We start from the raw sequence: 24542 nt of genomic DNA, 5'->3' as shown, positions 1-24542 counted from the left end.
TACCAAATCCTCCCGTCATTCGTATCGCAGCGCGCGTGCAGGCTCGGCGCGGGCGACCCGCCAGGCCTGAGCGGAAACCGTCGCGGTCGCGATCACCACGGCCGCGACGCCGGACAGGATGAAGAAGGCGGGCGACAGGGCGATCCGGTCGGCAAAGGCGGACAGCCATTGGCGCATCGCGAAATAGGCGATCGGCCAGGCGAGCAAGGTGGCGAGCATCACCGGGCGCAGGAACCGCCCGATCAGCAGCCGCAGAACATCGCCGGTCGACGCCCCCAGGGTCTTGCGAATGCCGATCTCGCGAAACCGCCGCGCCGTGTCGAACGAGGCCAGGCCATAAAGGCCGATACAGGCGATGACGGCGGCCAGCACCGCGCCGATGGTGAACAGCCGCATCCGTTGCTCATCCTCGCGGAAAAAGGTTTCGTATCGCGCCTGTTCGACCGTCTTGGCATCGAAGGGGACGTTCGGGGCAAGCTCGTGCCATACCCGTTCCATCGCGGCGCTGGTGGCGGTCGCATTGCCGGTGAAGCGGACAAAGGCGGTGCTGTCTGCCTGAGGCTCGGGGCGGAACAGATACATCATCGCGTCATCGGTCACTTTCGGCCCGTTGAAGCGCAGATCGGCGATCACGCCGACGAGCTGGATCCGCTTGCCGCCCTGGTTGGACAGGGTCTTGCCGGCCGCCTTGTCGGGGCGGCCCAGTCCGAACTTCCGTACGGCGGCCTCGTTCATGATGACATTGCCGAAATGGGTCGAGCGCGGCTGTCCCTTCACGGTCGAGTCGTCGCCGGCGAAGCGCCGATCGAAACCACGCCCGGCGACGAAGCGCGCGCCCATCAAGGACAGGAATCCTTCATCGACGGTGCTGAAGCTCAATTGCTTTTCCGGGCCGGCCATCCCCTCGACCTTCAGCGCTCGCAGCATGTAGGTGCCACCGGCCGGGGTGAAGCTGGCATAGGACACTGCCGTCACGCCGGGCAGGCGTGAAAAGGCGTCGAGGATGCGCCGCCTGCGACCGGGATCGAGCGCATCGTCACCCAATGCGGGGACCAGCATCAGGCCCTTCTGGTCGAAGCCCAGATCCGCATTGCGCACATGCCGGGTCTGCGCGACCAGAACGGCCGTGCCGCTCCCCAAGGCGATCGCGATCGCGAACTGCAGCACGACGAGCGCTTGCCGGACCCGGGTACCCCCGCGTCCGCCTCCCGGCGACCGGGCCGAGGCGAGGACGGCGGCGGCCTGGAACCGTGACAGGACCAGCGCCGGATAGACGCCCGCGATCAGCCCCGCACCGATCACCAGCAGAAGGAAGGGCGGCAGGATCGACTGCGCGCCGCCATAATGGATGGCGAGTGAGGTCCCACCGGTCGCGTTGACCAAAGGCAATGCCAGCTCCGCCAGCGCCAGCCCCAGCAGACCGGCCAGCGCCGTCGCCGCGATCGACTCGGTCAGGAACTGGACGATCAGATTGCCCCGCGTAGCGCCCAGCACCTTGCGCATCGCCACTTCCCGCGCGCGCAGGCCCGCCCGCGCCGTCGCGAGGTTGATATAATTGACCAGGGCGATCAGCAACGTGACCAGCCCGATCGCTCCCAGGGTGCCGACCACCGTCACCGCAGACTTCTTTGCCATGTGAAGATCGTGGAGCGGCACCAGTTTGAGAGAAATCTTGGTGTTCGGCATGACCTCGTGCAGGGGATGGCGACGGACGAAGGCCGGGAATTGGGCCTGCATCGCCTGAGCAGCGGCGGCGTTGGCGAAGCGCAGCACGAAGACGCTGTCGCCGAACGACCAGCTGTCATTGGCCTTGGGGTCCAATGGCGCGATCGGTACGAAGATTGCCGCACGGAAGTCCGTATCGGCGGGCAGATCGCGCAGCACCGCCGTAACCGTATAGTTTGCCGTCTTTCCTTCGATCGTCACGGTCAGGATACGCCCGATCGCAGTCGCGGCATCGCCGAAATAGCGACTGGCCAGCTCTTGGGTGACGACCGCTGAATGAGGCTGGATCAGGGCTTGCCCCGGATCGCCTGCCATGGCGGGATAGCGCAGAATTCGGAAGAAATTGGGATCGGCCTGGATGACCTTGGCGGCGGCCGCTCCGACGCCTTGGCGGACGCTGGCGTCGACCGGGGAGAAGCGGGTGCCGATGACTTCGGGATAATCACCGCGCAGCATCGACAGCAGCGGGGCGGCGGTCGCGTTGTTGTGAAAGGGTTCGAAGCCGGGAATGTTGACGTCGGACTTGATCGTCCAAAGCGTGTCGCTGCCCGGAACCCAGCGGCCATATTGCGTCTCGAACCGCACGAACAGGAAGAGCACCAGAAAGGTCGCGATACCCAGCGCCAGCCCGCAGATGTTGAGAATCGCGAACAGCCGTTGACGCGTCAGCGAACGATGGAAGCTGGTCGCGGCGGAGGACAAAGCCGAAGTGAGGGCGAAGGCCGAAAGAGACATGAGGCAAAATCCTTCAGGCGGCGGAACGGAATAACAAGGGGCGGGCCGCATGGCGGAGCAGCAGCAACAGGACCAGTCCGTCGCCCCGCGCGCGCGATGGCCGGGCGTCCGTCATGCCGCCAACCGGGCCGAGGCCAGGATATGCCCGTCGAGCATATGGATGGTCCGCCTTGCGATGTCGGCATGGGCCGGGCTGTGCGTCACCATGACGATCGTCGCGCCCTCCGCATTGAGTTGCCGGAGGATTTCCATGACCTGCGCACCGTTCGCGGTGTCGAGATTGCCGGTCGGCTCGTCCGCCAGGATCAGGCGCGGCTCGCCGACGATGGCACGGGCGATGGCGGCACGCTGCTGCTGGCCGCCCGAGAGCTGGTTGGGGTGATGGCGCTGACGATGGGCGATGCCGACCCGGTCCATTGCCGCCGCGATCCGTTCGCGCTTTTCGCGTGCGGACATGGCGCGATAGGCGAGGCCGAGTGCGACATTCTCCGCGATGGTCAACTCGTCGATCAGGTTGAAGCTCTGGAACACGAAGCCCAGCCGATCGCGCCGCAATCGCGCCAACTCGGCTTCGGGCGCGCGGGCTATATCCCGGCCCTCGAACAGATATTGCCCGCCGCTGGGGCGGTCGATCGTGCCGAGGATGTTGAGCAACGTCGACTTGCCGCAGCCCGATGGTCCCATGATCGCGACGAACTCACCCGGTTCGACATGAAGGTCGATGCCGCCGAGCGCGGTCGTCTCGACCTCGTCCGAGGCATAGGTGCGGCTGACGTGCTGAAGCTGGATCATGGCGGGTCCTATCGAACGATGAGGGTCTGGTAGGGGGCGTAGGCGGCGAGCGGCGAGGTCAGGATGCGCTCGCCGGGAGACAGTCCGGCGGTCACCTCGACCTGATCGGGGTTGCGGCGGCCGGTCTGGATGGCGTGCCGCACCGCGCGGCCCTGGCCGTCCATGACGAAGGCGGTGCTCCCGCCCGCATCCAGCCAGCCCCCGGTGGGGGCGACGGTGGCGGAGCGATCGGCCCCGAGGATCAGCCGCAGATCCAGTGTCTGGCCGCGGTTCAGCCCGGCGGGGACCGTGCGATCGAAACCGAATTCGACACGGAAGCGGCCTTCGCTGACCTGCGGTAGCACCTTTATGACGTGCAGCGGATAGCTGGCGCCGTCGAGATCGGCGCGCGCCGCGAGCCCGTTGCGGACGCGGCCGAGATAGAATTGGTCGACATCGGCGACCAGCTTCCATTCGCCCTCGGAGTCGATCTGGCCGACCGGGTCGCCCGTCTTCAGCATCTGTCCGGGCTGGATGGTAAAGGCGGTCAGCCGACCGCCGACCGGCGCACGCACGGTCAGCGCGTCGAGGCTGGCACGGACCATGGCCAGGCTGTCGCGCAATTCGCGCGTAGTGGCGGCGATCCCGGCGGACTGGTCCGCCAGCGTCGCTTCCGCCTGCGCCTGTCCGCCCAGCAGCGCATTCAGCCGGTTCCGCTGATAGGCGACCTCCTCTTGCAACGGGTCGATCGCGGCCTTGGTGACAAACCCCTTGTCGTAAAGCGCGGCCTTTTGCCGCAGTGCCGTCTGCGCCTTGGACAGCGCGTTGCGCGCCTCGGCAATGTCGCGCGCGCTGTCCTGGCGGCTACGCTGCACCGACAGGCGCGCACCGCTATTCGTGCTCAACTGGCCGATGATCCCCGCCGAACGGCTGGCGACGTCGAGTTCGAGCGACGGGTTGGACAGCCGCGCCAGCGGCGCCCCGGCGGCCACGATACCGCCGTCGGCCGCCAGCAATGCCGCCACCGATCCGCCCGATATGGCGGTGACGAAGACGGTGCGAAACGGGGCGACCTCGGCGCGCAGCGGTACGAAATCGCGGAAGGAAGCACGCTGGACGGTGCCGGTCCGAATGCTCTGGGCATCGACGGTCAGGCTGTTCGCGGCGGGCATGAACCACCAGATCGACAGGCCAGCGACGGCGATGCCGCCCGCCGTCGCGGCGCGCGCGATGCGTTTGCGGAACCGGCGGCCGGGGCGCTCGACAGGCCGGTCCATCGCCGAGCCTTGATCGGGGAAAGAGGAGGCTTCGACCATGCGGACAGTGTAGGCCGGACAGTCGCGATCGACCTAAGTGCCGACCAAAACATGGATTTCCGATGCCCTCTGGTCAGGGCCTCGGCATCGGCTCTAGCAAGTGTTCGAAAACGAACAGTGCAGGTCGCGATGTCAACCGAATCACCCCATATCCTCGTGATCGACGACGACGCCGATATTGGGCGTGCGGCGCAGTTGATGCTCGACCGGCATGGCATGACGGTGGCGACCGCGCTCGATCCCGATGCCGCGTGGGTCCGGCTGGCCGAGCGGCCTGCCGATGTGATCCTGCTCGATCTGAATTTCGCGCGCGGGCGGACCAGCGGGGAAGAGGGGTTCGCGCTGCTCGACCGGCTGATCGCCGCCGATCGTCATGCGGTCGTGATCGTGGTGACGGGGCATAGCGGCATCCAGGTCGCGGTGCAGGCGATGCGGGGCGGTGCGGCGGATTTCGTCATCAAGCCATGGAGCAATGCCCGCCTGCTCGCCACGGTGGAACGCGGGGTCGCGCTGCGCCGCGCCAAACTGGAGGCGATGCCCGCGCCGCCGGGGGGCGAGGTGCCGCTGCTGCTGGGCGAAAGCGCCGTCATCGCCGCCGCGCGGGACCTGATCGGGCGGATCGCGGCCACCGACGCGGCGTTGCTGCTACGCGGTGCGGCGGGGACCGGGAAGACGCTGGCGGCGACCCTGGCGCATGGCGGGTCGGGGCGCGCCGACCGGGCCCTGGTGACGCTGGACGCGGGCGCGGCGGATGGCGCGATGCTGTCCGCGCGCTTGGCGGAAGCAGCGGAGGCGACGCTGATCGTCGACCAGATCGACCGACTCGCCCCGGCGCTTCAACCCCTGTTGGCGCGCGAAAGCGGCGGCATTCGCCTGATCGCGACCAGTCGGCTCGATCGCGGTAGACTGCGCGCGGCGCTGCACGAGGATCTGCTCTATCGGATCAACACGATCGAGCTCGATCTGCCGCCGCTGACGGCACGGCCGGGGGATGCGGTATTGCTCGCGCGGCATTTCCTGGCGGTGTTCGCGGCGCGCTATGCCAGGCCGCTCCGCCCTCTGACCCCAGAAGCGGAGCGCGCCATCGCCGCCGATAGCTGGCCCGACAATGTGCGCGGGCTGCGTCAGGCGGCGGAGCGTGCGGTATTGTTGGGGCAGGGCGAGGTGCATGACGTGGCCGACTTCGCCCTGAGCCTGCCGCCCGATGACCTGATCCCGCGCGCGATCGCCGACGATCTGAACCTGTCGCGAAGCGAGGAGGCGTTGGTGTCCGCCGCCCTGAAGCGGCACGGCTTCAACGTCAGCCGGGCCGCCGCCGAGCTGGGGCTGACCCGCGCCGCGCTCTATCGCCGGATGGCCCGCTATGGCCTCTGACCGTCTGGCGGCGGGGCTGCGGACGCTGGTCGTCGCGGGGGCGGGCGCGGCGGCGGCGTGGAGCGCGCATGACGGGCTCTATGCCAATACGGCGCTGGCCTTGCTGGTCGTAGCCTGGACCGGGGGAGCCGAATTTTTCACCACGCGCCCCGCCATCCTGCCGCCGCCGCCGCCGCCCGTCGCGGATCAGGACGAAAGACGGCGGCTGCTCGCCTATCTCGACCTGTCGCCGGCTCCCTTGATCGTTCGCGAGGGAGGGGCGCTGACCGCCGTGAATCGCGCGGCGCGGCGGCTTTTCCTGACCGATGCGGTGGTCGCACAGCCGCCGCCCGCCTTGCTGGACGCCCTGATCCAGACGCCGCCGGGGCGGACGGCGACGGTGACGCTGGACGATGCAGGGAGCCCGCGCACCTTCGCGCTCGCCGCCGGAGAGTTGCTGTCGGGCGGCGGCGTGGCGCAGGTGGGGGCGCTGATCGACATCGGAGCGGAGATCAAGGCGGCGGAGGCCGCCGCGCTGCGCGAATTGGTGCAGGTGCTGAGCCACGAGATCGTCAATGCGCTGACCCCTATCGCCTCGCTGGCGGAGACGGCGGCGGCGCTGCTGGAGGACGCGCCGCTCGACGTCGCGGCGGTTCGCGAGGCGGTGACGACGGTCGCACGCCGAGCGAGCGGGTTGCAGCGGTTCGGCGATGCCTATCGCAGCCTGGCGCGACTGCCCGCGCCCGATCGGCGGCGGATCGTGACGCGCGATGTGATGGACGATCTGGCGCGGCTGTTCCGGGTGCGCTGGCCGGACATTCGCTTTGTCCTGAATGATGCTTCCGCACCGCCCGTATTGATGGCGGATGCCGATCAACTGACGGCGGCGCTCTGGGCATTGTTGCAGAATGCGGCGGAGGCGAGCGAGGGACGGACGGACGCGACGGTTGCGGTGACCCTGACGGCGAATATGGACGCGATGACCGTCACGATCTACAATCGTGGGGCGATCATCGCGCCGGACCTAGTGGAGGCAATCTTCCACCCTTTCATGACCACCAAGGCTTCGGGCAGCGGCGTGGGGCTGGCCCTGGCGCGCCAGATCTTTCGCGGCCATGGCGGCGATGTGCGTCTGATGGGGTCGGACACGAACGGAACCAGCTTCACCGCCGTCCTGCCGATGATGCATGTCTCATAATGCCTTAGATTGGTCAGGCATATGTCCTTTACAGATTAGGGGCGCCGGCTAATCTCTAGCCCGACATCGTAAGGGGGCGGGACATGGCGGGTGGAACAGGCAAGCGGCTTGCGGCGATGCTGGCGGGATCATGCGCTGCCCTCGCTCTTGCCAGCGGCTCTGCCTATGCCGCCGAGCTGGACCTGAGCCGGGCTGGCCTGCTGGCGGTCGAGGATGGTGAGGGGACCACCCGCCTGGCGGCCGAACTCTTGTCGCGCGACCTGTCCAGCCTGGGTGGGCGACCGGCGGCCATCGTTGCCGAAGAGAAGGCGTGCGCGCAGACCTGTATCGTCATCGGGTCCGCCGCTTCGCCGCTGGTCCAGGCCCTCGCCCGGCAGGGCGGGGTCGATCTGTCCGCGATGAAGGGGGGCTGGGAACGCTATGTTCGCGCCGGCTTCACGCTGGCAGGGCGGCGGTATCTGCTCATTGCCGGATCGGATGCGCGCGGGACGGCATATGGCGTCACCGACCTGTCGCGGGCGCTGGGCGTTTCGCCATGGGAATGGTGGGCCGACGTGACGCCACGCCATCGCGACAGGATCGCCGTCGACGATACGGCCATCGTCTCGCGAGAGCCGTCCGTCCGTTATCGCGGCATCTTCCTGAACGACGAGGATTGGGGCCTGCAACCCTGGGCTGCCAAGACTTTCGACCCTGCGAAGGGCAATATCGGCCCCAAGACCTATGCCCGCGTGTTCGAACTGATGTGGCGGTTGAAGGCCAATACGATCTGGCCCGCCATGCATTCGGTCTCGACGCCCTTTTTCGGCGATCCGGGCAATGCGCCGCTCGCCCGCCGTTATGCCATCGTGGTGGGCAGCTCACATGCCGAGCCGATGCTCCGCAACAATCTGCGCGAATGGGACGAGGGGAAGCGGGGCGGCTTCGACTTCACCCGGCGACCCCAGGCGATCCTCGATTACTGGCGCGAGCGGGTGGGCGAGACCAAGGGGCAGGAGGCATTCTATACGGTCGGCCTGCGCGGCCTGCATGACGGCCCAATGCAGGGCGTGACGACGACGGCGGCACGGCGCAGCATCCTGGAGGATGTGGTCGGTCGGCAACGCGGATTGTTGGCGCAGACGCTGGGGAAACCGGCGGCAGAGGTGCCGCAACTCTATGTCGCCTATCACGAGTTGCAGGAGGCCTATGATGCCGGGCTGACCCTGCCCGGCGATGTCACCATGATGTGGACCGACGACAATTACGGCTATCTGCGTCGGTTGAGCACGCCGGAGGAGCAGAAAAGGCCGGGCGGGGCGGGGGTTTACTATCACCTGTCCTATTGGGGGCGGCCGCACGACTATCTGTGGCTGGGCACCACCCATCCCGCGCTGATCCGCGAGGAGATGGGTCGCGCCTGGGCGACCGACGCGCGGCGCATCTGGGTGGTCAATGTCGGCGACATCAAGCCGATCGAATATCTGTCGCAATATTTCCTCGACCTCGCCTTCGACGCACGGCTGCTCGATCGGTCGCCGCGCGAGCATCTCCGCGGCTTCATGGCCGAGCAGTTCGGGGAAGCCGAAGCCGGTGCGATCGCCGATGTGATGATGCGTTTTTACGATCTTGCATGGCCGCGAAAGCCCGAATTCATGGGTTTTGGCGAAACCGAATGGGTCACGCCCAACCGCCCCAGCGCCTATGTCCAGTCGGATGGCGAAGAGGCGCAGGCGAGGCTTGCCGCCTATCGCCAGTTGATGACGCAGGCGGCGGCGATCGGCGCGCGGCTGCCCAAGGATCGGCAGGACGCCTATTTCGAGCTGGTGCAATATCCGGTCGATGGCGCGGCCGCGCTCAACGACCGTATCCTGTCACTCGATCTGGCCGGGCTGTACGCGCGGGATCAGCGGGCGAGCGCCAATGCCTATGTCGATCGGGCCCGGGCGGCGCAGAAGCGGATCGATGCCGAAACCGATGGCTATAACGGTTTGGCCGGGGGCAAGTGGCGGGGGATGATGGACCAGGCCCCGCGCCGCCTGCCGGTCTTTGCCGAACCGATATGGCCGAAATGGCAGTCCTCGACGCAGCAGGGTTGCGGCGCCGGGCTGTGGGGCGCGTGGATCGGCGATGAGAATGTCCTGACCTTTACCCATGGGGTCGCGGCGACCCGGCCGGTGACGCTCTACACCCACCAACCCGTCACGACCGCGTGGAGCGTGAAGGACATCCCCGCCGGGCTGGCCCTGTCGCAAAGCGGCGGGACGCTGGACGAAAAGGGGGGCCATGAGCAGCGGTTGACGCTGCGCTATGACGGGAAGGGGCCGGTTGGCCCCGTGACCCTGCGCTGTGGCGACGCGGTAGTGACGGTGCACGCCGCGGTCCTGACCCCGCCGACCGTCCAACCCGGCGTGATCGTCGAAGACGAACGGCGCGTGATCCTGCCTGCCCTTGCCGCGGAGAAGGGTGCGGATTGGGAGGTGGTTCCCGATCTGGGCAGCCAGCACGGTGCGCTACGAGGTCGCTTGGATCTGCCGCATCGCGGATCGGGGCGGGAGGGTACGCCGGCGACCTGGCGTTTCGCGACCATGACCGAGGCGGGGGCGGTCCTGCGTATCGTCGGTCTGCCCAGCCATCCGCGCGCTCCGGCCCATGGTCTGCGGGCGGCGGTGCGGATCGACGATGGCGAATGGCAGATGGTCGATTTCGCCACCACCGGGCGCAGCGATCAGTGGCGGCACAATGTGCTGACCAACACCGCGCTTGCCGAATTGCCGCTCAAGACCTTCGCGGCCGGGCAGCACCGGGTGGCGATCGTGCCGCTCGATCCGGGCGTGATGCTGGACCGGGTGGAACTGGTGCTGGACGGTGCGCGACCGCTTTATGCGACGCTTCCGTAAGGGGGATCAGACCTTCAGGATGATCCCTCGCCGGTCCAACTCTCGCCCGAAGGCGCAGCAGATCAGCGTATAGGCCAGCGCGCAGAGCAGCGAGCCCATGGGCCCGGGCGCGACCGCCTGGAACAGATGTTCGCCGATCCAGCTATAGAGCCCCGTGTCCGGCTGGACGTGGATCAGCTCGAGCGCGACGACGAGCATTTCGGAGAACAGATAGATGGCCAGCGGATTGCGCCCCAGCATCTGAAGGAAGGACCGCCCGAAGCGGACGCCGCGAACCTCGACCAGCGACAATACCGCGCCGAGCAGGATCAGGTCGATCCCGATCGTCAATGCGACGAACGATCCGGTCCATAGCTTCTTGCCGATCGGCAGGACGGGCGAGAGCAACAGTGCGACCAGCACAAGGCACGCCCCGATCGCGACCAGCCGCCCCACGGTCGCGGTGTGTTTCCCCCACCGCTGAATGGCCAGGCCGGTCAGATAGCCCGCCATCACATTGGCGGTCGCGGGCAGCGTGCCGAGCAGTCCTTCGGGATCGAAGCCGTGATCCTTACGGTAGAGATGATCGGGGCCGATCAGCCACAGGTCGAACAGCGTCCCCGCATTTCTGTACCGTCCGAACGCCTCGCCCACCGGGCTGAGCCCTACCAATATCGCCCAATGCGCGACGCACAGCCCGATCGCCGCCAGCAGCAAATGGCTCGGCCGCAGATAGCGCGCGCACAGTGCCCCCAGCAGATAGCAGAGCGCGATGCGTTGCAGCACGCCGGTCAGCCGCGTGTCGGCAAAGGGCTTGGCGACCCAGCTTCCGTCCGCCTGATGGGTGACGAAGGGAAACCAGTACATCAGCACGCCGAGCAGGAAGATCAGCGCCGCCCGCTTGAACACCCGGCGCAGAAAGACGCTTTCGGCCATCGGGCGGGTCAGCGCGAAACTCATCGCATTGCCGACCGCGAACAGGAAACTGGGATAGATCAGGTCGGCCAGCGTGAAGCCGATCCATGGCGCGTGCTGCAACTGGGTAAAGGCACCGCCCGCCCCCGCCGTGTTGACCACGATCATCAGGAAGATGGTCGCGCCGCGGAACATGTCGAGCGAGGCGAAGCGTTCGGGCTTGGCGGTCACGTTGCTCGCGCCGATGGCACTCATTGGGCGGTCTCCCTCATCAGCGCACGGGCCTCGGCCACCGGATCGGCGGGCGGGCTCGCCCTATAGGCGCGGGGGTCGGCGACCCAGGCCTTTTCCCATTCGAGCAGCCTGGCAGTAAAGGCCGCATCGTCCACCGGACGCTTCGCCAGCGCCGCCGCGCGAGCCTCGGCCAGATAGCGGGTCCAGCGCGGCAGATAATAATCGGCATACATGCCTGCCCAGGCCTTGGACGCATAATCGCCCAGATGGCCCCGGCCACCCCAGATCGTCACCTGCGCCTTGGCATTCTGTTCATAGGCGGTCTTTTCGGCTGGCGTGTCGCCATAGGCCCGCGCATCCGCGATCCAACTAGCGAGGCTCTCCTGCTGCCCGCCGATCAGATGGTCGATGGCGAGCGCCAACGCCTTGACCCGCCCGGTTTCCCGGTCTCCGGCGGCGACATCGCCCTTTTGATAGGCGGCGACGGCGCCCTTGACGGCGTCGTCCAGCGAGAGGCTGGCGGCATGGCGGGTCAGGTCGACCAGATCGTAACGATAGAGCGGGCTCGCCCCGTAAGCGGGGGCGAGCTTCAGCATCGCCGCGATCCCGGCGCGAAGTTTCGCGCGGTCGCCCGGCGCGGCCGGATAGGTCGGCGCGTCGGCGGCGGGGCGCTTGAAGAACAGATACGCACCCGCCCGCTCATTCCACCAGCGCGGTGTCCAGTAGCGCACGTCATAGGCCCCGGCGATCACGTCCTGCCACGCCGCCGTCATCGCCGGATCACTCCGCCCGTAGCGTGCGGCCGTGTAGCGGGTCAGCCACGGCGCGAACGTCATGTCGCTACCGGGCCAGGCCACGTCATAGGCATAGTCATAGATCAGGCTGTTATTGTGCAGCCCTTCCGGAAACATGCCAAACCCGCTGACTTGCCCGCGCGCCGGATCCGCGAACAGCGCCGCCACGTCGCGGCGGTAAAAGTCCGGCGCGCCATAGACGGGGTTGCTGCCGCCATAATTATGGACATAGCCGTAAACCCAGTTCTTCCCGTCGAACCCGTTCGTCGTCTTCCAGATGCCGGGATAGCGATCATTGCCGATGTCGAGGATCAGCATCTTGCTGTCCGGCACGTCGCGCAGGAAAGCGGCGATGGCGTCGGACGACCAGAATTTCTTGTCCGCGCCGAACAGCCAGCCCTGCATCACCCAGATCGCATCGGGCCGAGCCGACGCGATCGAGGCGTAGAGCCGCTGGCCATAGGCCGCCAGCCGCGCGTCGCGGACTTCGCGAGGCAGAGCGGCCGCCTTGATCGCCGCGTCGAGCGCGGGGGTGTTGGCGGTCGCGTCGCCATAAGAGGCATGGGCGGTGTCGCTGCCATCCTCGGCGATGGGCGGCACCATCTCGTTAAAGGCATCGGCTAGATAATATTGCCCCGCCCCATATTCGGCGGTGTAGAGGTCGAGAAACCGCTTGGCGAGCGGCGCGAACAGCGGGTCGGATGGATCGAGCCAATAGGTCCCCTCGAACCCCTCCCAGGATCGCATCTTGTAGATGCGCGCCTTGGGGTGCGTCTCGGCAAAGGCCTTGGGGACGTAACCGGCAAAGGCGGGCAGGATCGGTGTCATGCCCAGATCGCGCATCCGGGCCAGGATGCGCTTTTGCAGGTCGTGCTTCTTGTCGATCCACCCCTGCGGCAGCGGCGCGCGATAGCCCTCGATATTGCCCATGCGTTGCCAGGGCAGGAAGGCGGGGCCGGAGAAATGCTGCGCCAGTTGCGCCTCGCTCAGGCCCTGTTCGCGCCACAGCTTGCGCCAGACATAATCCTGCCCTTCCATGGCCAGCGGCATGTCGACGCCGTGCACAGCCATGTCGTCAATCTCGCGTTCCCAGCGGGCCCAATTCCACCAGGGCGTGGTGTAGCCATAGGTGCAGGTGTTGAGATAGGCCCGGAAGCCGAAGGGGGAGGGGACCCAGCCGCTGTCCTGTGCCGCCAGCCGGGTCATCGGGCCGACACGCCGTCCCTCCCAACTGACAGACAGCCGTCCCTGCGCCTGCAAGCTGGCGGCGGCACCGCGCACCGCGGCGACGGGCGAGGATGCCACGACGTTCAGGCGATCGTGATCGACGCGGACCCGATAGCGCGATTGGGCGGACGGCTGGATCGTCACCGTCACCTGCCTCTCGGGCACGCCCAGCCGTTGAAGCGCGGCGCGCGCGGCCTGCCCCTGATCGCTCTGGGCATGGGCGACGGGCGCGGCCAGGAACAGGGTGCCGATCAGGCCGAGCGCTTTGGGAGAGGTCATCACGGCATTGTCCTTGGCAAATCCCCAAAAAGGAAGGGCGAACCGACCCGCACGGCGATCCGCCCTTCGACCGGAACGATCAGAACCGGGTCGACACCGACAGGTAGAAGGAGCGACCATAGAAGCTCGTCTCCTGCCAGATCGCCGGATTGTTGTTGTAATAGGCCTGTTCGCGGCTGTTGTTCAGGTTGATGATTCCCGCCGCGAAGCTCAGCGTCTCATTGGGGGTATAGCCCGCGCTCAGATCGAATTGGGTCCGGCCGCGTACCGTATGCCCTTCGGTCGCGAAGAAGCTGTCCGCCCCGTTCTGGACATAGGAACTGCGATAATTGGCCGACAACCGCAGGCTGAAGTGGCGGTTTTCCCAATAGGGCGTGACGTTGACCGTGTTCTTCGAAAGGTTGCGCACCGTGAAACCCGTGCCGATCGCCACCTGGGTCGGAATCACACGGGTATAGTTGGCCATGAAGCCGAACCCATCGACCGGCAGGATGCGGTCCAGCGACTGGTTCCAGCTGAATTCGACGCCGCGGATGCGGATGATGCGCGGGTCGTTCGACGTCTGGGTGACGTTGTAGATATTGCCCGAGGCATCGACGCAGTCGCCGCTCGAGGCGCGGTTCAGCGCGGTCCCCCGGAACGACGCCGGACAGACCAGCGAGGAGAAGGTGCCGTTCATCACCCATTTGTAGAAGCCGTTGACCGAAATCGCGCTGGCGGTGCCGTAATACCATTCGGCGCCCAGATCGATCTGATCGGCGGTCAGCGGCTTCAGCCCGGCCTGGCCCAGATCGACGGTGACGGTGTTGGTCCCGGCGGGGAAGGTGTTCGCCACCGAGGAGGTCGTCTGCGCCATCGAGGTATTGGCGTCCAGGATCGGGCGGACCAGCACCTTGGCGGCGGCGAAGCGCAGTTGCAGCTTGGACGTGGGCTCCAGCACTAGGTTCAGGCTGGGCAGGACGTTCTGGTAATCCTGGCGCGCGGTGTAGTCGCCGATCTTGTTGGTGACGTTGGTATAGGACCCGCTGCGCGGTGCGGTGATATTGCCCTTCACCACCTGCTTGGTGTGTTCGTAGCGAACGCCGAAATTGCCGCGCAACGGCGCGTTGAACAGCGTCGTTTCGATATTCGCCATCGCATAGACCGCCGGGATATAGCGATCGACCCTATAGCTCGACTCCGGTGCGGGCAGGTCGGGGACGCTGATCCCGGCCGCAGACAGGGCCTGTTTGTACGCGCCAATGTCGGGCGCGATCCAGGCGGTCGGGATGCCGCCCATGCCGTCGAGGAAGCCGCCGACCCCGTAGCCGCTGCTCGATAGCGCGGGGAAGACGGTCGCGGTCGCACCGGGCCGATTGGCGAGCGAGGCCAGATCGTGACGACCGACATTGCGCACGAAGCTTTCGTGCCGGTATTTCGCGCCCACCGCGAATTGCGAAATGGGGCCCAGTGCTACGTCCTTCGTCACATCGCCCTGACCGGAGACTTCCTTGCCGGTCGTGTTCCGCGTCGCGCCCACCGGAAACTCGTTTCGCACCAGCGTCGAGCGATTGTAGAGCGACGGATCGCTCAGGTTCGCCGCCACACTATATTTGACGTTGAACGGATTGGTGATGTCGAGCGTCGCCGATGGAATGGTGACGCCCAGGATGGCGGCATCCTCACGCGAATAGGCATGACCCCGCGTGAAATTGCCGACGGCGCGCGCGGTCCAGCCATCCTCGCCCTTCCACTTGGCGCTCAGCGTATAGCCCTGGCTCGACAGTTTGCGGCTTTCCTCCTGGCGGTTATTTTCCAGGGTGAAGTTGGTCGCGGTGGTGACCATCGACGCGCCGTTGGCGATGCTGGCGGCGGTCAACCGCGCGGTGTTGAACAGGAACACCTGCTGGTTGACGTCATAACGCGTATCGTCGCGTGCATAGATGGCGTTGGCGTCCACCTCCCACTGGTCGTTGGGGCGCCACTGGACCCCGCCGCTACCCATGATCTGGTCGATCGAACGGTCGATGCGGCGATAGCGGGGACGACGCGGTACGGCGATCGTCGCACCGTTGATGCTCTGCGTCGCCCAGCGATCCTGGAACAGATAGTCGGCGCGGTCCTTCAGCTTCTGGTAGCCGACGTTCAGATAGACGCCGAGCGTCCCGCCCGCGAACTGGTCGACATAGCTGGCACCGAACTTCGGGGTGATCGTGCGCCCCGCATATTCCGAATTCTGCGCCTTGGCCGACAGCACCACTTTGCGCGTCGCATAGTCGAGTGGCTTGAGCGTATTGATGTTGACCGTGCCGGACAGGCCGCCGCTGTCCATGTCAGCGGTCGGCGACTTGATGACCTGAACCGCATTGGCGAGTTCGGTCTGGATGATGTCGTAGCGGAAGCCGTCGGTGAAATCGGCGCTTTTGAACGTCTGGCCGTTGATCGTGGTCAGGGCATATTGCGGGCCCAGGCCCCGGATGCTGATCGTCGCACCGCGACCGTTGATATTCTGCATCTGCACGCCGGAGATGCGCTGGATGGATTCGGTGATGTTCTGGGCGGGAAACTTGCCGATGTCCTCGGCGGAAATGCCGTCGCTGACCCGTATATCCTTGCGCTTCGCGGCAAGGGCGGAGGCCAGGCTCTGACGGAAACCGGTGACGGTGATTTCACCCTGGCTCGCATCGGCTGCCGCGTCGGGTGCCGCCTGTGCCGCATCGGCGGCAGGTGCTGTTTGCGCCAGGGCCGGGGTGGCCCCCGCCACCGCTGCCATCCAGGCCACCGTATGAAGCAAGGCCGTGCGCGTCAGGCGTCGTTCGTCGTTTCGCTGCGAAATAGTCATGATCTTCCCCCCAATTCGCCCGGCGCCGACATAAGGCGCCGGGCGATGCCCCGATCGAGCGACGCGCATCCGATGCGGGCCAGCGACCACCGTTGGCCGGGACGGCCAAGCCGTGCCCAAGCCCACCGAACCGGACTCTGTGCTGCGTCGAACCGCGTCACTTTTCCCCGATCATCGACACGGCCAGCGCTCCTTTTCGGAGTCGTCCCGGCGCCGCCGATGGATCGAAAACGTCTTCCTGCATCGCGATTATGTCATGTTATGGTCTTATTGGTGACATGAAGTGGTCTGACCTGTCAACGGCTGCGAAGCGGCAATTGGTCAAAAATGTGGGCGCGTAATTGCAAGCCTAAAAGGCCCTGAAAATCATTTGGTTAGCGGGCGGCTTGATACGAAAACGCCGCCTTCCGGCGGCTTTCGATTGGAAAAGGTGGGCGGATCGACACATGGCGATCCGCCCTTGCGTGGGGGAGGTCAGAAGCGTGTCGACGCCGACAAATAGAAGGTGCGACCCGTCCTGCTCGCGAGCTGGAAGGTATCGGCGTTGGTCTGGTAGGCGTCTTCATGGGTGTTGTTCAGGTTGATGATGCCGCCCGTGAAGCTGATGTAGCTGGCCGGGTTGAAACCCAGCGCCAGATCCATCTGGGTGCGCGGGCGCACCACATGGGTAAGGCCGCTATTGACGAAGAAGCTCGACGCCGCATCCTGGACATAGGAACTGCGGTGATTGACCGACAGGCGGACGCTGAACATCTCGTTTTCCCAGTATGGCGTCAGGTTCCAGGTCAGCTTGGACAGATCGCGCAGGTTGAAGCCGGTGCCGATCGCGCTCGCATCGGTGTCGACCACCGTCACGTTGCCGACCGCGCCGAACCCCTTCACGGGCAGGATCATGTCGAAATTCTCCGAGGCGGAGAATTCCAGGCCCTTGATATGGATGACGCGGTCGTCGTTCAGCACCCGGCTGAAGCTGTAATCGGTCTTCAAATCCGCCGACTGGCAGTCGCTGACCACGCCGTTCAGCGCCACGCCGTCATAGGAGGACGGGCAGTAGAATTGCGTGAAGGTGCCGTTCTTCACCGCCTTGTAGAAGCCCGCGACGCTGATCGAGTTGCCCTTGCCGTGGTAGAATTCGAGGCTGAGGTCCAACTGGTTGGCGGTCAGCGGCTTCAACCGGCTTTCCCCTTGCGCCACCGAGACACTGGGTCGCAGGCTGGTGGTGACGCGGGTGATGGTGTCGGCCATCTGCGTCTGGCTGTTGAGCAGCGGGCGGACCAGCACCTTGGCCGCGGCGATGCGCGCGACCAGGCGCGGCGTCAGGTCCAGTGCGAAGCTGGCGCTGGGCAGGACATTGCCATAATCCTGCACGACATGCTGCTGCCCCAGCAGCGTCGCGTCGCTGCCGGTGCCGTTGGTCAGGCTGCTGGTGACGTTCTGGTGCGTATGTTCGTATCGCACGCCGACATTGCCGCGCACCGGCAGGTCGAACAGCGTGCCGTCGATATTGGCCATTGCATAGACCGCCGGGATATAGCGGTCGACCTTATAGGTATTGGGCCAGTCGGGCGTGTCGGGTACGCTGATTCCCTTGTCGCGCAGGATCTGCTGCCACAGCGGCGCGTTGACCGACAGGAAGCTGTGCGGGATCGACATCGAGCCGTTCAAGAAGTTGTTCACCAGCACGCCCGTCTTCGACAGGTCGGGAATCCAGGCATATTCGGGGTAGGTGACGGGATCGCTGACATCGGCGTCGCGGTCGTGGCGATAGGCCTTGGTGTCGAAGCTTTCGTGATGATATTTCGCGCCTAACACCAGCGCCTTGATCCCGTGCCAGTCGAGGTCCTGGGTCAGGTCGGTCTGCACCGCGCGGTCGCGGGCTGACTGGATATGCGTCGCACCGTCGACAAAGGCATACCAGGTGCGGTTGCCCATATTGTAGATCGAGCCGTCGGTCAGGCTGGCGGTGTTCCACTTGACGTTGAACGGATCAGAGATGTCGAGCGTGCCGCCATTCGCGAAGCGCACCTCGTCGATCGTCGCCCATTCGTACAGCTTGGCATCGCCCTGGGTATAATGGCCGATCGCGCGGATATGGGTGGTGTCGGTCGGGCTCCAGCTGACCGTGCCGGTATAGGCCTGGGTCTGGAGCTTGCGCAGTTCGGGCTGGTCGTTGTTGTCGACGTTAAAATTGCTGATCGAGATGTTGTTCGCGACGCCGTTGGCCGAGCTGTTGACCTTCACCGCCGAGGCGGCCCAGCGGCCGAAGACCATCTGGCGGGTGTCGTAACGGGTATGGTCACGCGAATATTCGCCCTGGAGCAGCACCTCGAAATTGTCCTGCGGCTTCCATTGGATCGCGCCGCTGCCCATTAGCTGTTCGGTGTCGCGGTCGATCCGGCGATAGCGCAGATTGCCCGGCACCTGCACGTCCGGCGCGCCCGCCACGGCGCCCGGCTGATACCAGTTCTTTATGAACAGATAGTCGCCGCGATCCTTCAGCTTCTGATAGCCGACGTCCAGCATGACGCCGATCGTGTCATTCGCGAACCGTTTGATATAGGCGGCATTGACCTTGGGCGTGACGTCGCCGCGAAAGTCGGAATAATAGCCCTTCATCCCCGCGATGAAGCTGGGGCCCTTATAGGCGAGCGGCTTGACCGTATCGATGTTGACCGTGCCCGCCAGGCCGCCCGTGTCCATGTCGGCAGTGGGCGACTTGATGACCTGGATCGCGCTGGCCAGATCGGTCTGGATGATGTCGTAGCGGAAGCCATCCTTGAAGTCGGCGCTGGCGAAGGTCTGGCCGTTGATCGTGGTGCGCGCATATTGCGGCCCCAGGCCACGGATGCTGATCGTCGAGCCGCGTCCGTTGATGTTGGACATCTGGACGCCCGCGATACGCTGGATCGCCTCGGTTACGTTCTGGGCGGGGAATTTGCCGATATCCTCCGACGAGATGCCGTCGGTGATGCGGATGTCGTTGCGCTTGGCGGCGAGGGCGGAGGCGATGCTCTGGCGATAGCCGGTGACGGTGATCTCGTCCTGGCTGGCATCCCCGGCGGTATCGGCTTGCGGCGTCGCCTGCCCGGTATCGGCTGCGACGGCGGTGACGCTTGCCCCTGCCGTGCCGGTGGTGGCCGTCTGCGCCCAGCCCGGTGCGGTGATCATGGCCGAAGCCATCCAGGCTGCGGTGAACGCTGTGGTCTGAAGCAGTCGCTTGCGACCCAGACGCGATACGCCCTTGCGCGGTGACATAGTCATGCTCATTCCCTCCCTCTGATCCTGGCGCGGGCTCATCGCGCCGGGCTTCCCCGAGACTGTGCCGGAAGGGGCATGGCGACCGTCAGGAGGACAGAGGGCGTCATCGGCCGGAACGAGGTGTCGTTCACGGACCGGTCTCGACCGTCCCATCTCTTGCGTCGGAGCGCAGACCCTTCCGAAGTCCATCGTCGCGCCCGCCGCCCGACCTGTGAGTCATGTGCGACGGATCACCCGAAAGGACCGAAAATTTCTTTCTGCATCACGGTGTTGTAATCTTATGGTCTTATCGGTGACATGGAATGGTCATGCCTGTCAACGGGAAGGCAATCCGTTTCGCGTGAAAACTGGTCAGGACGAAACGCATTCGAAAATAACCGTCATAAAACAATTAGTTATCATCGTGAATTTATTGTCATGGTGGCGGTAAGGCGTTTGACGAGCTTGTTTTTATACGTGTCTTGGGTCCACGCACTGTATTCGGTTGGACAATGGAGCGGCTGAGTCTCGATTGGTATCACCCAGATTGGTTCGGCCAATTGGCCTGTTCGATGTTGGGCGGTTGCGTCAGTGCCGAGACGACATCGCCGTCAGGTGAAGGGCTTTGCCGTCATCCTTCACCGACAAATCGAACAACGCGCCGATCAGCGTCAGGCTCTCGACCGTTCTGTCCAGCCGGAAGCGTCCGTTGAACGTCTGATCCGCGAGTGCCGGGTCGGACAGGATGATGGGGCGCGCGCTGTACCGGCTCAGCCGGGTGACGGCATCGCCCAGCCTGATCCGGTCGCCGGTCAGCCAGCGATCCTGCCATCCCTGATAGCGGGACGTGTCGAAAGCGTGGACGATGATTCGCCCAGTGCCCGCCTCCGCCCAGTGCCCGCCGGTCACGACGACCGCCGGCTGGCCCGCTACCGTCAGGCGGACCCGTCCCCGGAACACGCGCAATTCGCTATGCTCCGCGCCGCGATCGACGCTGAAACTGGTGCCGAGCGCGACCATCTGGCCCTCGGGCGTCGAGACAGAGAAGGGGCGGGTGGCATCATGGCGAACCTCGAACCGTGCCGCACCCTGCTCCAGCGTCAGGTCGCGTTTCCCATCCGAAAAGGCGATGGCGATGCGCGAGGATGCATCCAGCGTCATGTCCGACCCATCGGGAAGCGTCACCTGCCTCTGCTGCCCGGTGGCGGAGGCATAGATGCGCTCGACCGGGGCGTCGTCGGAAGCTGCGACATGCCAGACCAGCGGTGCGGCGATCACGGCCGCCAGCGCGGCGGCAATAGCGACGGCCCGCCGCCGGGCCCCGGGGCGCTCAAGGACGTTCCAACGCCGTGGCCGATGGCGCGGATGGACATGGAACGGAGCAGGGGAAGGCACCGTCTGTCGCGTCCAATGCTCGACCGTGTCGAACAGCGCCGGATCGCCCAGCAGCCGGACCATTCGCGCCAGGGCCGCGCGATGGTCCGGCGAGCGGTTCAGCCATGCGTGAAGTTCGCCTCGGGCCTCGGGCGACAGGGCATCCAGACGGTCGGCCCAGTCGGCGGCCTCTTCCAGCATCGCGTCGCGATCAGTCATGCAGACGGCCTCCGCGTGTCGGCAGATCGTCGATGCAGCCGTCCAGATCGATCATCGCGCGGACCAGATGCTTCTTCACCGCCTCGATGCTGATGTTCATGTCGTCGGCGATCTGCTGGCGCGACTTGCCCTCCAGATGGCGTTCGACAAAGACCGCGCGGCGTTGCGCGGGCAGGCGCGACAGGGCGGTGCGGAACCGTTCGAAGCGCTGGCGATAGTCGAGCACCTCGTCCGCCAGCGGCAGGGCGCAGGCCAGTTCCGGATCGACCGGCGCATGATCCGCCGCGCCGCGTCGCCCGCGATTGTAGATCACCGAATCGGCGACGCGAAAGGCATAGGCGAGCGGCTGTTCGATCACCTGTTTCCGCTCCTGCTCGATCACGCGCATGATCGATTCCTGCACCACATCCTCCGCCTGTTCGGGCTCGCGAATGCGCCTGCGGACATAGGTCAACAGGCGGTCGCGCCCCTCCACCGCCCAGGCGAGGGGGCTGTTCATTCGGCCTTATCCAGGAAGAGCCGGTGGCGCCGCATCCGGGGACAATCCTTGTCGAAAAAGAACCGCGCCGCCCCCGTGACGGAGCGGCGCGGGTGATCGGCTGATACCCCGAACATGCCGGGTATCAAGGCCGAAGGTCATGGCATGATCAGAAGGTCAGCCGGATGCCGCCCAGCACCGTCGCGCCCGAACGGGTGACGACATAGAGCCGCTTGGTGCTGTTCGAATATTGCCGCTCACGCTGGTTGGTCAGGTTGATGCCGTTCAGCGTCAGCTGGACGTGATCGCTGACCGTGTAATGCGCCGACATATCGACATAGACGGTCCCCTCGAACCCGGTCACGTCCTGGTCGGGGCCGAGCGACGTGAGCACCGGCGAGGCGCTGAGAATCCAGCCGCTGCGATAATTGGCGGAAATGCGCGCGTCGAACGCCTTGTCCTGATAATAAAGGGTGGCGTTGGCGTTATACTTGCTCAACCCCTCCAGCGTCGTTGCGATGCTGCCCGTATAGATTTTGGAGTAATCGAGCCGCGAGTCGACATAGGTGAAGTTCACCGCCGTCCCCAGCCGGTCGAAGGGGGCGGGCAAGAATTTGAAGTCGGTCTGCCCCGACAGTTCGACCCCGAACAAGTTGGTCTTGAGCAGATTCACGGGGCGGGAATAGCTGTCGACCAAAGTCGCGCCCGTCACGCCGGGATAGAGATTGTCGGGCAGGCCCGTCTGCGAATAGGGCACGTTGTTGACCGTCTGGGTCGAGATATAGCCGTCCAACGTCTTGTAGAACATGGCGGCGGCGACATAGCCGACCGAGCCGAAATAATATTCGGACGAAATGTTGAAATCGGTCGACTTGTAGGGACGCAGATTCGGGTTGCCGATCGACACGGTGATATTGCCATTGTCGTTGCTGACCGAACCGTTGACCGCCAGCGCACCGAGCGCGGGCCGGTTGATGTTCTTCGAGGCGGCGAAGCGCAGCATCAGGCCGGGATCGAGCTCGAAGATTAGGTTCGCGGCGGGAAGCACGCCCTGATATTCGCCGCGCACGGTGATCGGGCCGACACTGGCCACGCCGTCCGAAGTGACGGTCGTCCGGTAATAGCGCGCGCCGATATTGCCGCGGAACGGAATGCCGCCCAGGATATGGTTCCAGTCATATTGCGCGAACGCCGCGCCGGTGCGCTCCTCGACCGCGAACACGCCGAGCCGCTTGGTCAGATATTGCGACCGGTCGATACCCAGCGTCTGGAGCATCTTGGGGAAGTCGACGATCGTCCAGTCCTGCCCGCTATAGCCGGTATAGGTCTGCGCATAGGCAGTGGGGTTGGCATTGACCTTGCCCGAGACGAAGCCGCTGGTCAGGATATTGTCCTGTTCGGCATAATAGCCGCTATTGCCGAAACGCCGCCACTCGCCGCCGACGCTGATCGTGTCGTCGGGGGTGACCTTGTACTCGAAGCGCCCCTTCACATTGTCGAACGCCGAATCCTGGAAGGTGTTGTTCACATAGAGCCGCTTGGCGTGCCAGAAATTGGCGTCGGCCGGATTGAACTTGTACGTGTTGACCAGCGAATAGGTGCCGCCGCGATAGTCGGAGATGACGTCGCCGAATCCTTCAAGCGTGAACTTGTCGTTGACCGGCATGTCGTAGCGCGACCGTTCGACGCCGCCCAGCCAGTGGAAGGTCAGCCCGTCGACCAGCTCCGCGTCGCCCGACAGGACGAGTTGCTTGAAGACGTTCTTGGTGTTCTGGATCCGCGTTTCGGTCGATGCCTTGCCGCCCGACACGTCGAGATAGGTCACCTCGTTCCGGTCGTTCCACTGGATCGCGTTGACCCGCGAATTGGGATAGACGGTGCCCGCAAAGGTCTCGCCGCCGCCCAGCCAGGTCGAGCTGCCGCCGCCGCGCGAGGCGAGGTGGGTCTCGAACCGGTCGCCCTTGAACTGGCCGTACAGGCCGTCCAGCGTCACATGGACCTTATCGGTCGGCGCCCATTGGATCGAGGAGGTAAGGCCGATCCGCTCCTGCTTGCTGTCCCATACCGACAGGCGGTTGCCGCGTGCGAACAGGAGGTCGCCCGAGTTGATCTTGGCCTGCTCGGCGGCGGTCAGGCGGGAAATGTCGCTGCCATTGGCCTTGTTGCGGCGCCAGCGATAGGTGTCGAAGCCCTCTTCGCGCGTGTTGCGGCGGCTATAGGCGCCCGAGACCAGAATGCCGAAATTGCCCCAGTTCTTGGAGATCAGGCCGGTCAGGCGCGGCTGGAAATCGCGGGTCAGCGAATTGGTGCCGCCCTGCGCCGACAAGGCGATCTTGCTGCCCTTATAGTCGAAGGGACGCGCAGTGAAGAGACCGACCGTGCCCGCCAGGCCGCCCTCGGTCTGCTGCGCCTGGTAGGACTTCTCGACATCGACATGGTTGAACAGTTCGGCGGCGAACAGGTTGAAGTCGAAGGCGCGGTCGCGCGTCGTCTGCCCCCGGCTGTCCTGCGGCGAGTCGACATTGCCCAGCACTTCCATGCCGTTCAACTGTACGCGGGTGAAGTCGGGGCCGAGGCCGCGCAAGGAAATCCGGCGACCTTCGCCGGCCTCGCGGTTGATCGCGACGCCGGGCAGGCGCTGCAGCGCTTCGGCAAGGTTCAGGTCGGGAAAGGCGGCGATGTCGCTGGCCGCGATCGAATCCTTGATGATCGTCGCATCCCGCTTGGCATTGCGCGCCTGTGCCAGGCTGGTGCGGTAACCGGTCACGACGACCTCCCCGGCATCGCTGGTCGGGCTGCCCTGATCCGACGGCATTTCCTGTGCCGTCACCGGCTGCGCCACGAAAAATGCGCTCGACGCCAGCAGCAGCGTCCGCTTGTTAACCATCACGATGTAAACCCCCACGAGAAATCCGCTCGCCCGGCCATGCGGACGATCGTGGGGGTAGACGGGGGCGGGCTGCAAACGGGGACAAGGAATTTTGTAAAAGTTTTAAGACAATTGTGTA

General features: G+C 65.3%; 13 protein-coding genes. 3 read left to right on the top strand and 10 right to left on the bottom strand.

What is annotated here, in order from left to right; genetic code table 11:
* Window positions 1-15: 15 nt before the first annotated feature.
* The 3 genes from NZL82_RS14660 to NZL82_RS14650 all read right to left on the bottom strand — a co-directional run bounded on the left by NZL82_RS14660 (window position 16) and on the right by NZL82_RS14650 (window position 4508).
* Window positions 16-2460 (bottom strand): FtsX-like permease family protein, encoded by a 2445-nt coding sequence (locus NZL82_RS14660; RefSeq protein ID WP_261270494.1) that lies wholly within the window; start codon window positions 2458-2460, stop codon window positions 16-18.
* 111 nt (window positions 2461-2571) lie between these two features.
* Window positions 2572-3252, bottom strand: a complete 681-nt coding sequence (locus NZL82_RS14655) for an ABC transporter ATP-binding protein (protein WP_261270493.1) — start codon at window positions 3250-3252, stop codon at window positions 2572-2574.
* Between the two features lie 8 nt (window positions 3253-3260).
* Window positions 3261-4508, bottom strand: coding sequence for an efflux RND transporter periplasmic adaptor subunit (locus tag NZL82_RS14650; RefSeq protein ID WP_261270492.1), 1248 nt, complete (start codon window positions 4506-4508; stop codon window positions 3261-3263).
* A 168-nt stretch (window positions 4509-4676) separates the two neighbouring features.
* On the opposite strand from NZL82_RS14650, the gene NZL82_RS14645 reads away from it, so the two are divergent.
* From NZL82_RS14645 to NZL82_RS14635, 3 genes are all read left to right on the top strand, one after another.
* A complete protein-coding gene (locus NZL82_RS14645) occupies window positions 4677-5921 on the top strand; it encodes a sigma-54 dependent transcriptional regulator (RefSeq protein WP_261270491.1) in 1245 nt (414 codons plus the stop codon).
* Window positions 5911-7098, top strand: a complete 1188-nt coding sequence (locus tag NZL82_RS14640) for a PAS domain-containing sensor histidine kinase (protein ID WP_261270490.1) — start codon at window positions 5911-5913, stop codon at window positions 7096-7098. Before NZL82_RS14645 ends, NZL82_RS14640 begins: the two co-directional genes overlap by 11 nt.
* 83 nt (window positions 7099-7181) lie before the next feature.
* Window positions 7182-9977: a glycosyl hydrolase 115 family protein gene (locus tag NZL82_RS14635; protein WP_261270489.1), complete on the top strand. Its 2796-nt coding sequence runs from the start codon at window positions 7182-7184 to the stop codon at window positions 9975-9977.
* Between the two features lie 6 nt (window positions 9978-9983).
* Here the strand turns inward: NZL82_RS14635 and NZL82_RS14630 are convergent, their stop codons facing one another.
* The 7 genes from NZL82_RS14630 to NZL82_RS14600 form a co-directional block, all read right to left on the bottom strand.
* Window positions 9984-11126, bottom strand: a complete 1143-nt coding sequence (locus NZL82_RS14630; RefSeq protein WP_261270488.1) for an acyltransferase family protein — start codon at window positions 11124-11126, stop codon at window positions 9984-9986.
* Complete coding sequence (locus tag NZL82_RS14625) at window positions 11123-13405, bottom strand: alpha-N-acetylglucosaminidase (protein WP_261270487.1); 2283 nt, start codon at window positions 13403-13405, stop codon at window positions 11123-11125. The genes NZL82_RS14630 and NZL82_RS14625 overlap by 4 nt, the downstream gene beginning before the upstream one ends.
* 79 nt (window positions 13406-13484) lie before the next feature.
* The gene (locus NZL82_RS14620; RefSeq protein WP_261270486.1) at window positions 13485-16226 is read right to left on the bottom strand and encodes a TonB-dependent receptor; all 2742 of its coding nucleotides are present in this window, start codon (window positions 16224-16226) and stop codon (window positions 13485-13487) included.
* A gap of 474 nt (window positions 16227-16700) precedes the next feature.
* Complete coding sequence (locus NZL82_RS14615) at window positions 16701-19493, bottom strand: TonB-dependent receptor (RefSeq protein ID WP_261270485.1); 2793 nt, start codon at window positions 19491-19493, stop codon at window positions 16701-16703.
* Between the two features lie 558 nt (window positions 19494-20051).
* On the bottom strand, window positions 20052-21056 hold the full coding sequence (locus tag NZL82_RS14610; RefSeq protein WP_261270484.1) for a FecR domain-containing protein: 1005 nt from the start codon (window positions 21054-21056) through the stop codon (window positions 20052-20054).
* Window positions 21049-21555, bottom strand: coding sequence for an RNA polymerase sigma factor (locus tag NZL82_RS14605; RefSeq protein ID WP_261270483.1), 507 nt, complete (start codon window positions 21553-21555; stop codon window positions 21049-21051). Before NZL82_RS14605 ends, NZL82_RS14610 begins: the two co-directional genes overlap by 8 nt.
* A 148-nt stretch (window positions 21556-21703) precedes the next feature.
* The gene (locus tag NZL82_RS14600) at window positions 21704-24421 is read right to left on the bottom strand and encodes a TonB-dependent receptor (RefSeq protein WP_261270536.1); all 2718 of its coding nucleotides are present in this window, start codon (window positions 24419-24421) and stop codon (window positions 21704-21706) included.
* Window positions 24422-24542 lie beyond the last annotated feature (121 nt).

The sequence above is a fragment of the Sphingomonas sp. LC-1 genome (genome assembly GCF_025371035.1).
Classification (GTDB): domain Bacteria; phylum Pseudomonadota; class Alphaproteobacteria; order Sphingomonadales; family Sphingomonadaceae; genus Sphingomonas; species Sphingomonas sanguinis_E.
This window is presented reverse-complemented; position numbering and strand designations above follow the sequence as displayed.

Bases quoted from the DNA above. Each gene is read 5' to 3' on its own strand.
- NZL82_RS14660 (WP_261270494.1), bottom strand. From the start codon at position 2,460: ATGTCTCTTTCGGCCTTCGCCCTCACTTCGGCTTTGTCCTCCGCCGCG.
- NZL82_RS14655 (WP_261270493.1), bottom strand. From the start codon at position 3,252: ATGATCCAGCTTCAGCACGTCAGCCGCACCTATGCCTCGGACGAGGTC.
- NZL82_RS14650 (WP_261270492.1), bottom strand. From the start codon at position 4,508: ATGGACCGGCCTGTCGAGCGCCCCGGCCGCCGGTTCCGCAAACGCATC.
- NZL82_RS14645 (WP_261270491.1), top strand. From the start codon at position 4,677: ATGTCAACCGAATCACCCCATATCCTCGTGATCGACGACGACGCCGAT.
- NZL82_RS14640 (WP_261270490.1), top strand. From the start codon at position 5,911: ATGGCCTCTGACCGTCTGGCGGCGGGGCTGCGGACGCTGGTCGTCGCG.
- NZL82_RS14635 (WP_261270489.1), top strand. From the start codon at position 7,182: ATGGCGGGTGGAACAGGCAAGCGGCTTGCGGCGATGCTGGCGGGATCA.
- NZL82_RS14630 (WP_261270488.1), bottom strand. From the start codon at position 11,126: ATGAGTGCCATCGGCGCGAGCAACGTGACCGCCAAGCCCGAACGCTTC.
- NZL82_RS14625 (WP_261270487.1), bottom strand. From the start codon at position 13,405: ATGACCTCTCCCAAAGCGCTCGGCCTGATCGGCACCCTGTTCCTGGCC.
- NZL82_RS14620 (WP_261270486.1), bottom strand. From the start codon at position 16,226: ATGACTATTTCGCAGCGAAACGACGAACGACGCCTGACGCGCACGGCC.
- NZL82_RS14615 (WP_261270485.1), bottom strand. From the start codon at position 19,493: ATGAGCATGACTATGTCACCGCGCAAGGGCGTATCGCGTCTGGGTCGC.
- NZL82_RS14610 (WP_261270484.1), bottom strand. From the start codon at position 21,056: ATGACTGATCGCGACGCGATGCTGGAAGAGGCCGCCGACTGGGCCGAC.
- NZL82_RS14605 (WP_261270483.1), bottom strand. From the start codon at position 21,555: ATGAACAGCCCCCTCGCCTGGGCGGTGGAGGGGCGCGACCGCCTGTTG.
- NZL82_RS14600 (WP_261270536.1), bottom strand. From the start codon at position 24,421: ATGGTTAACAAGCGGACGCTGCTGCTGGCGTCGAGCGCATTTTTCGTG.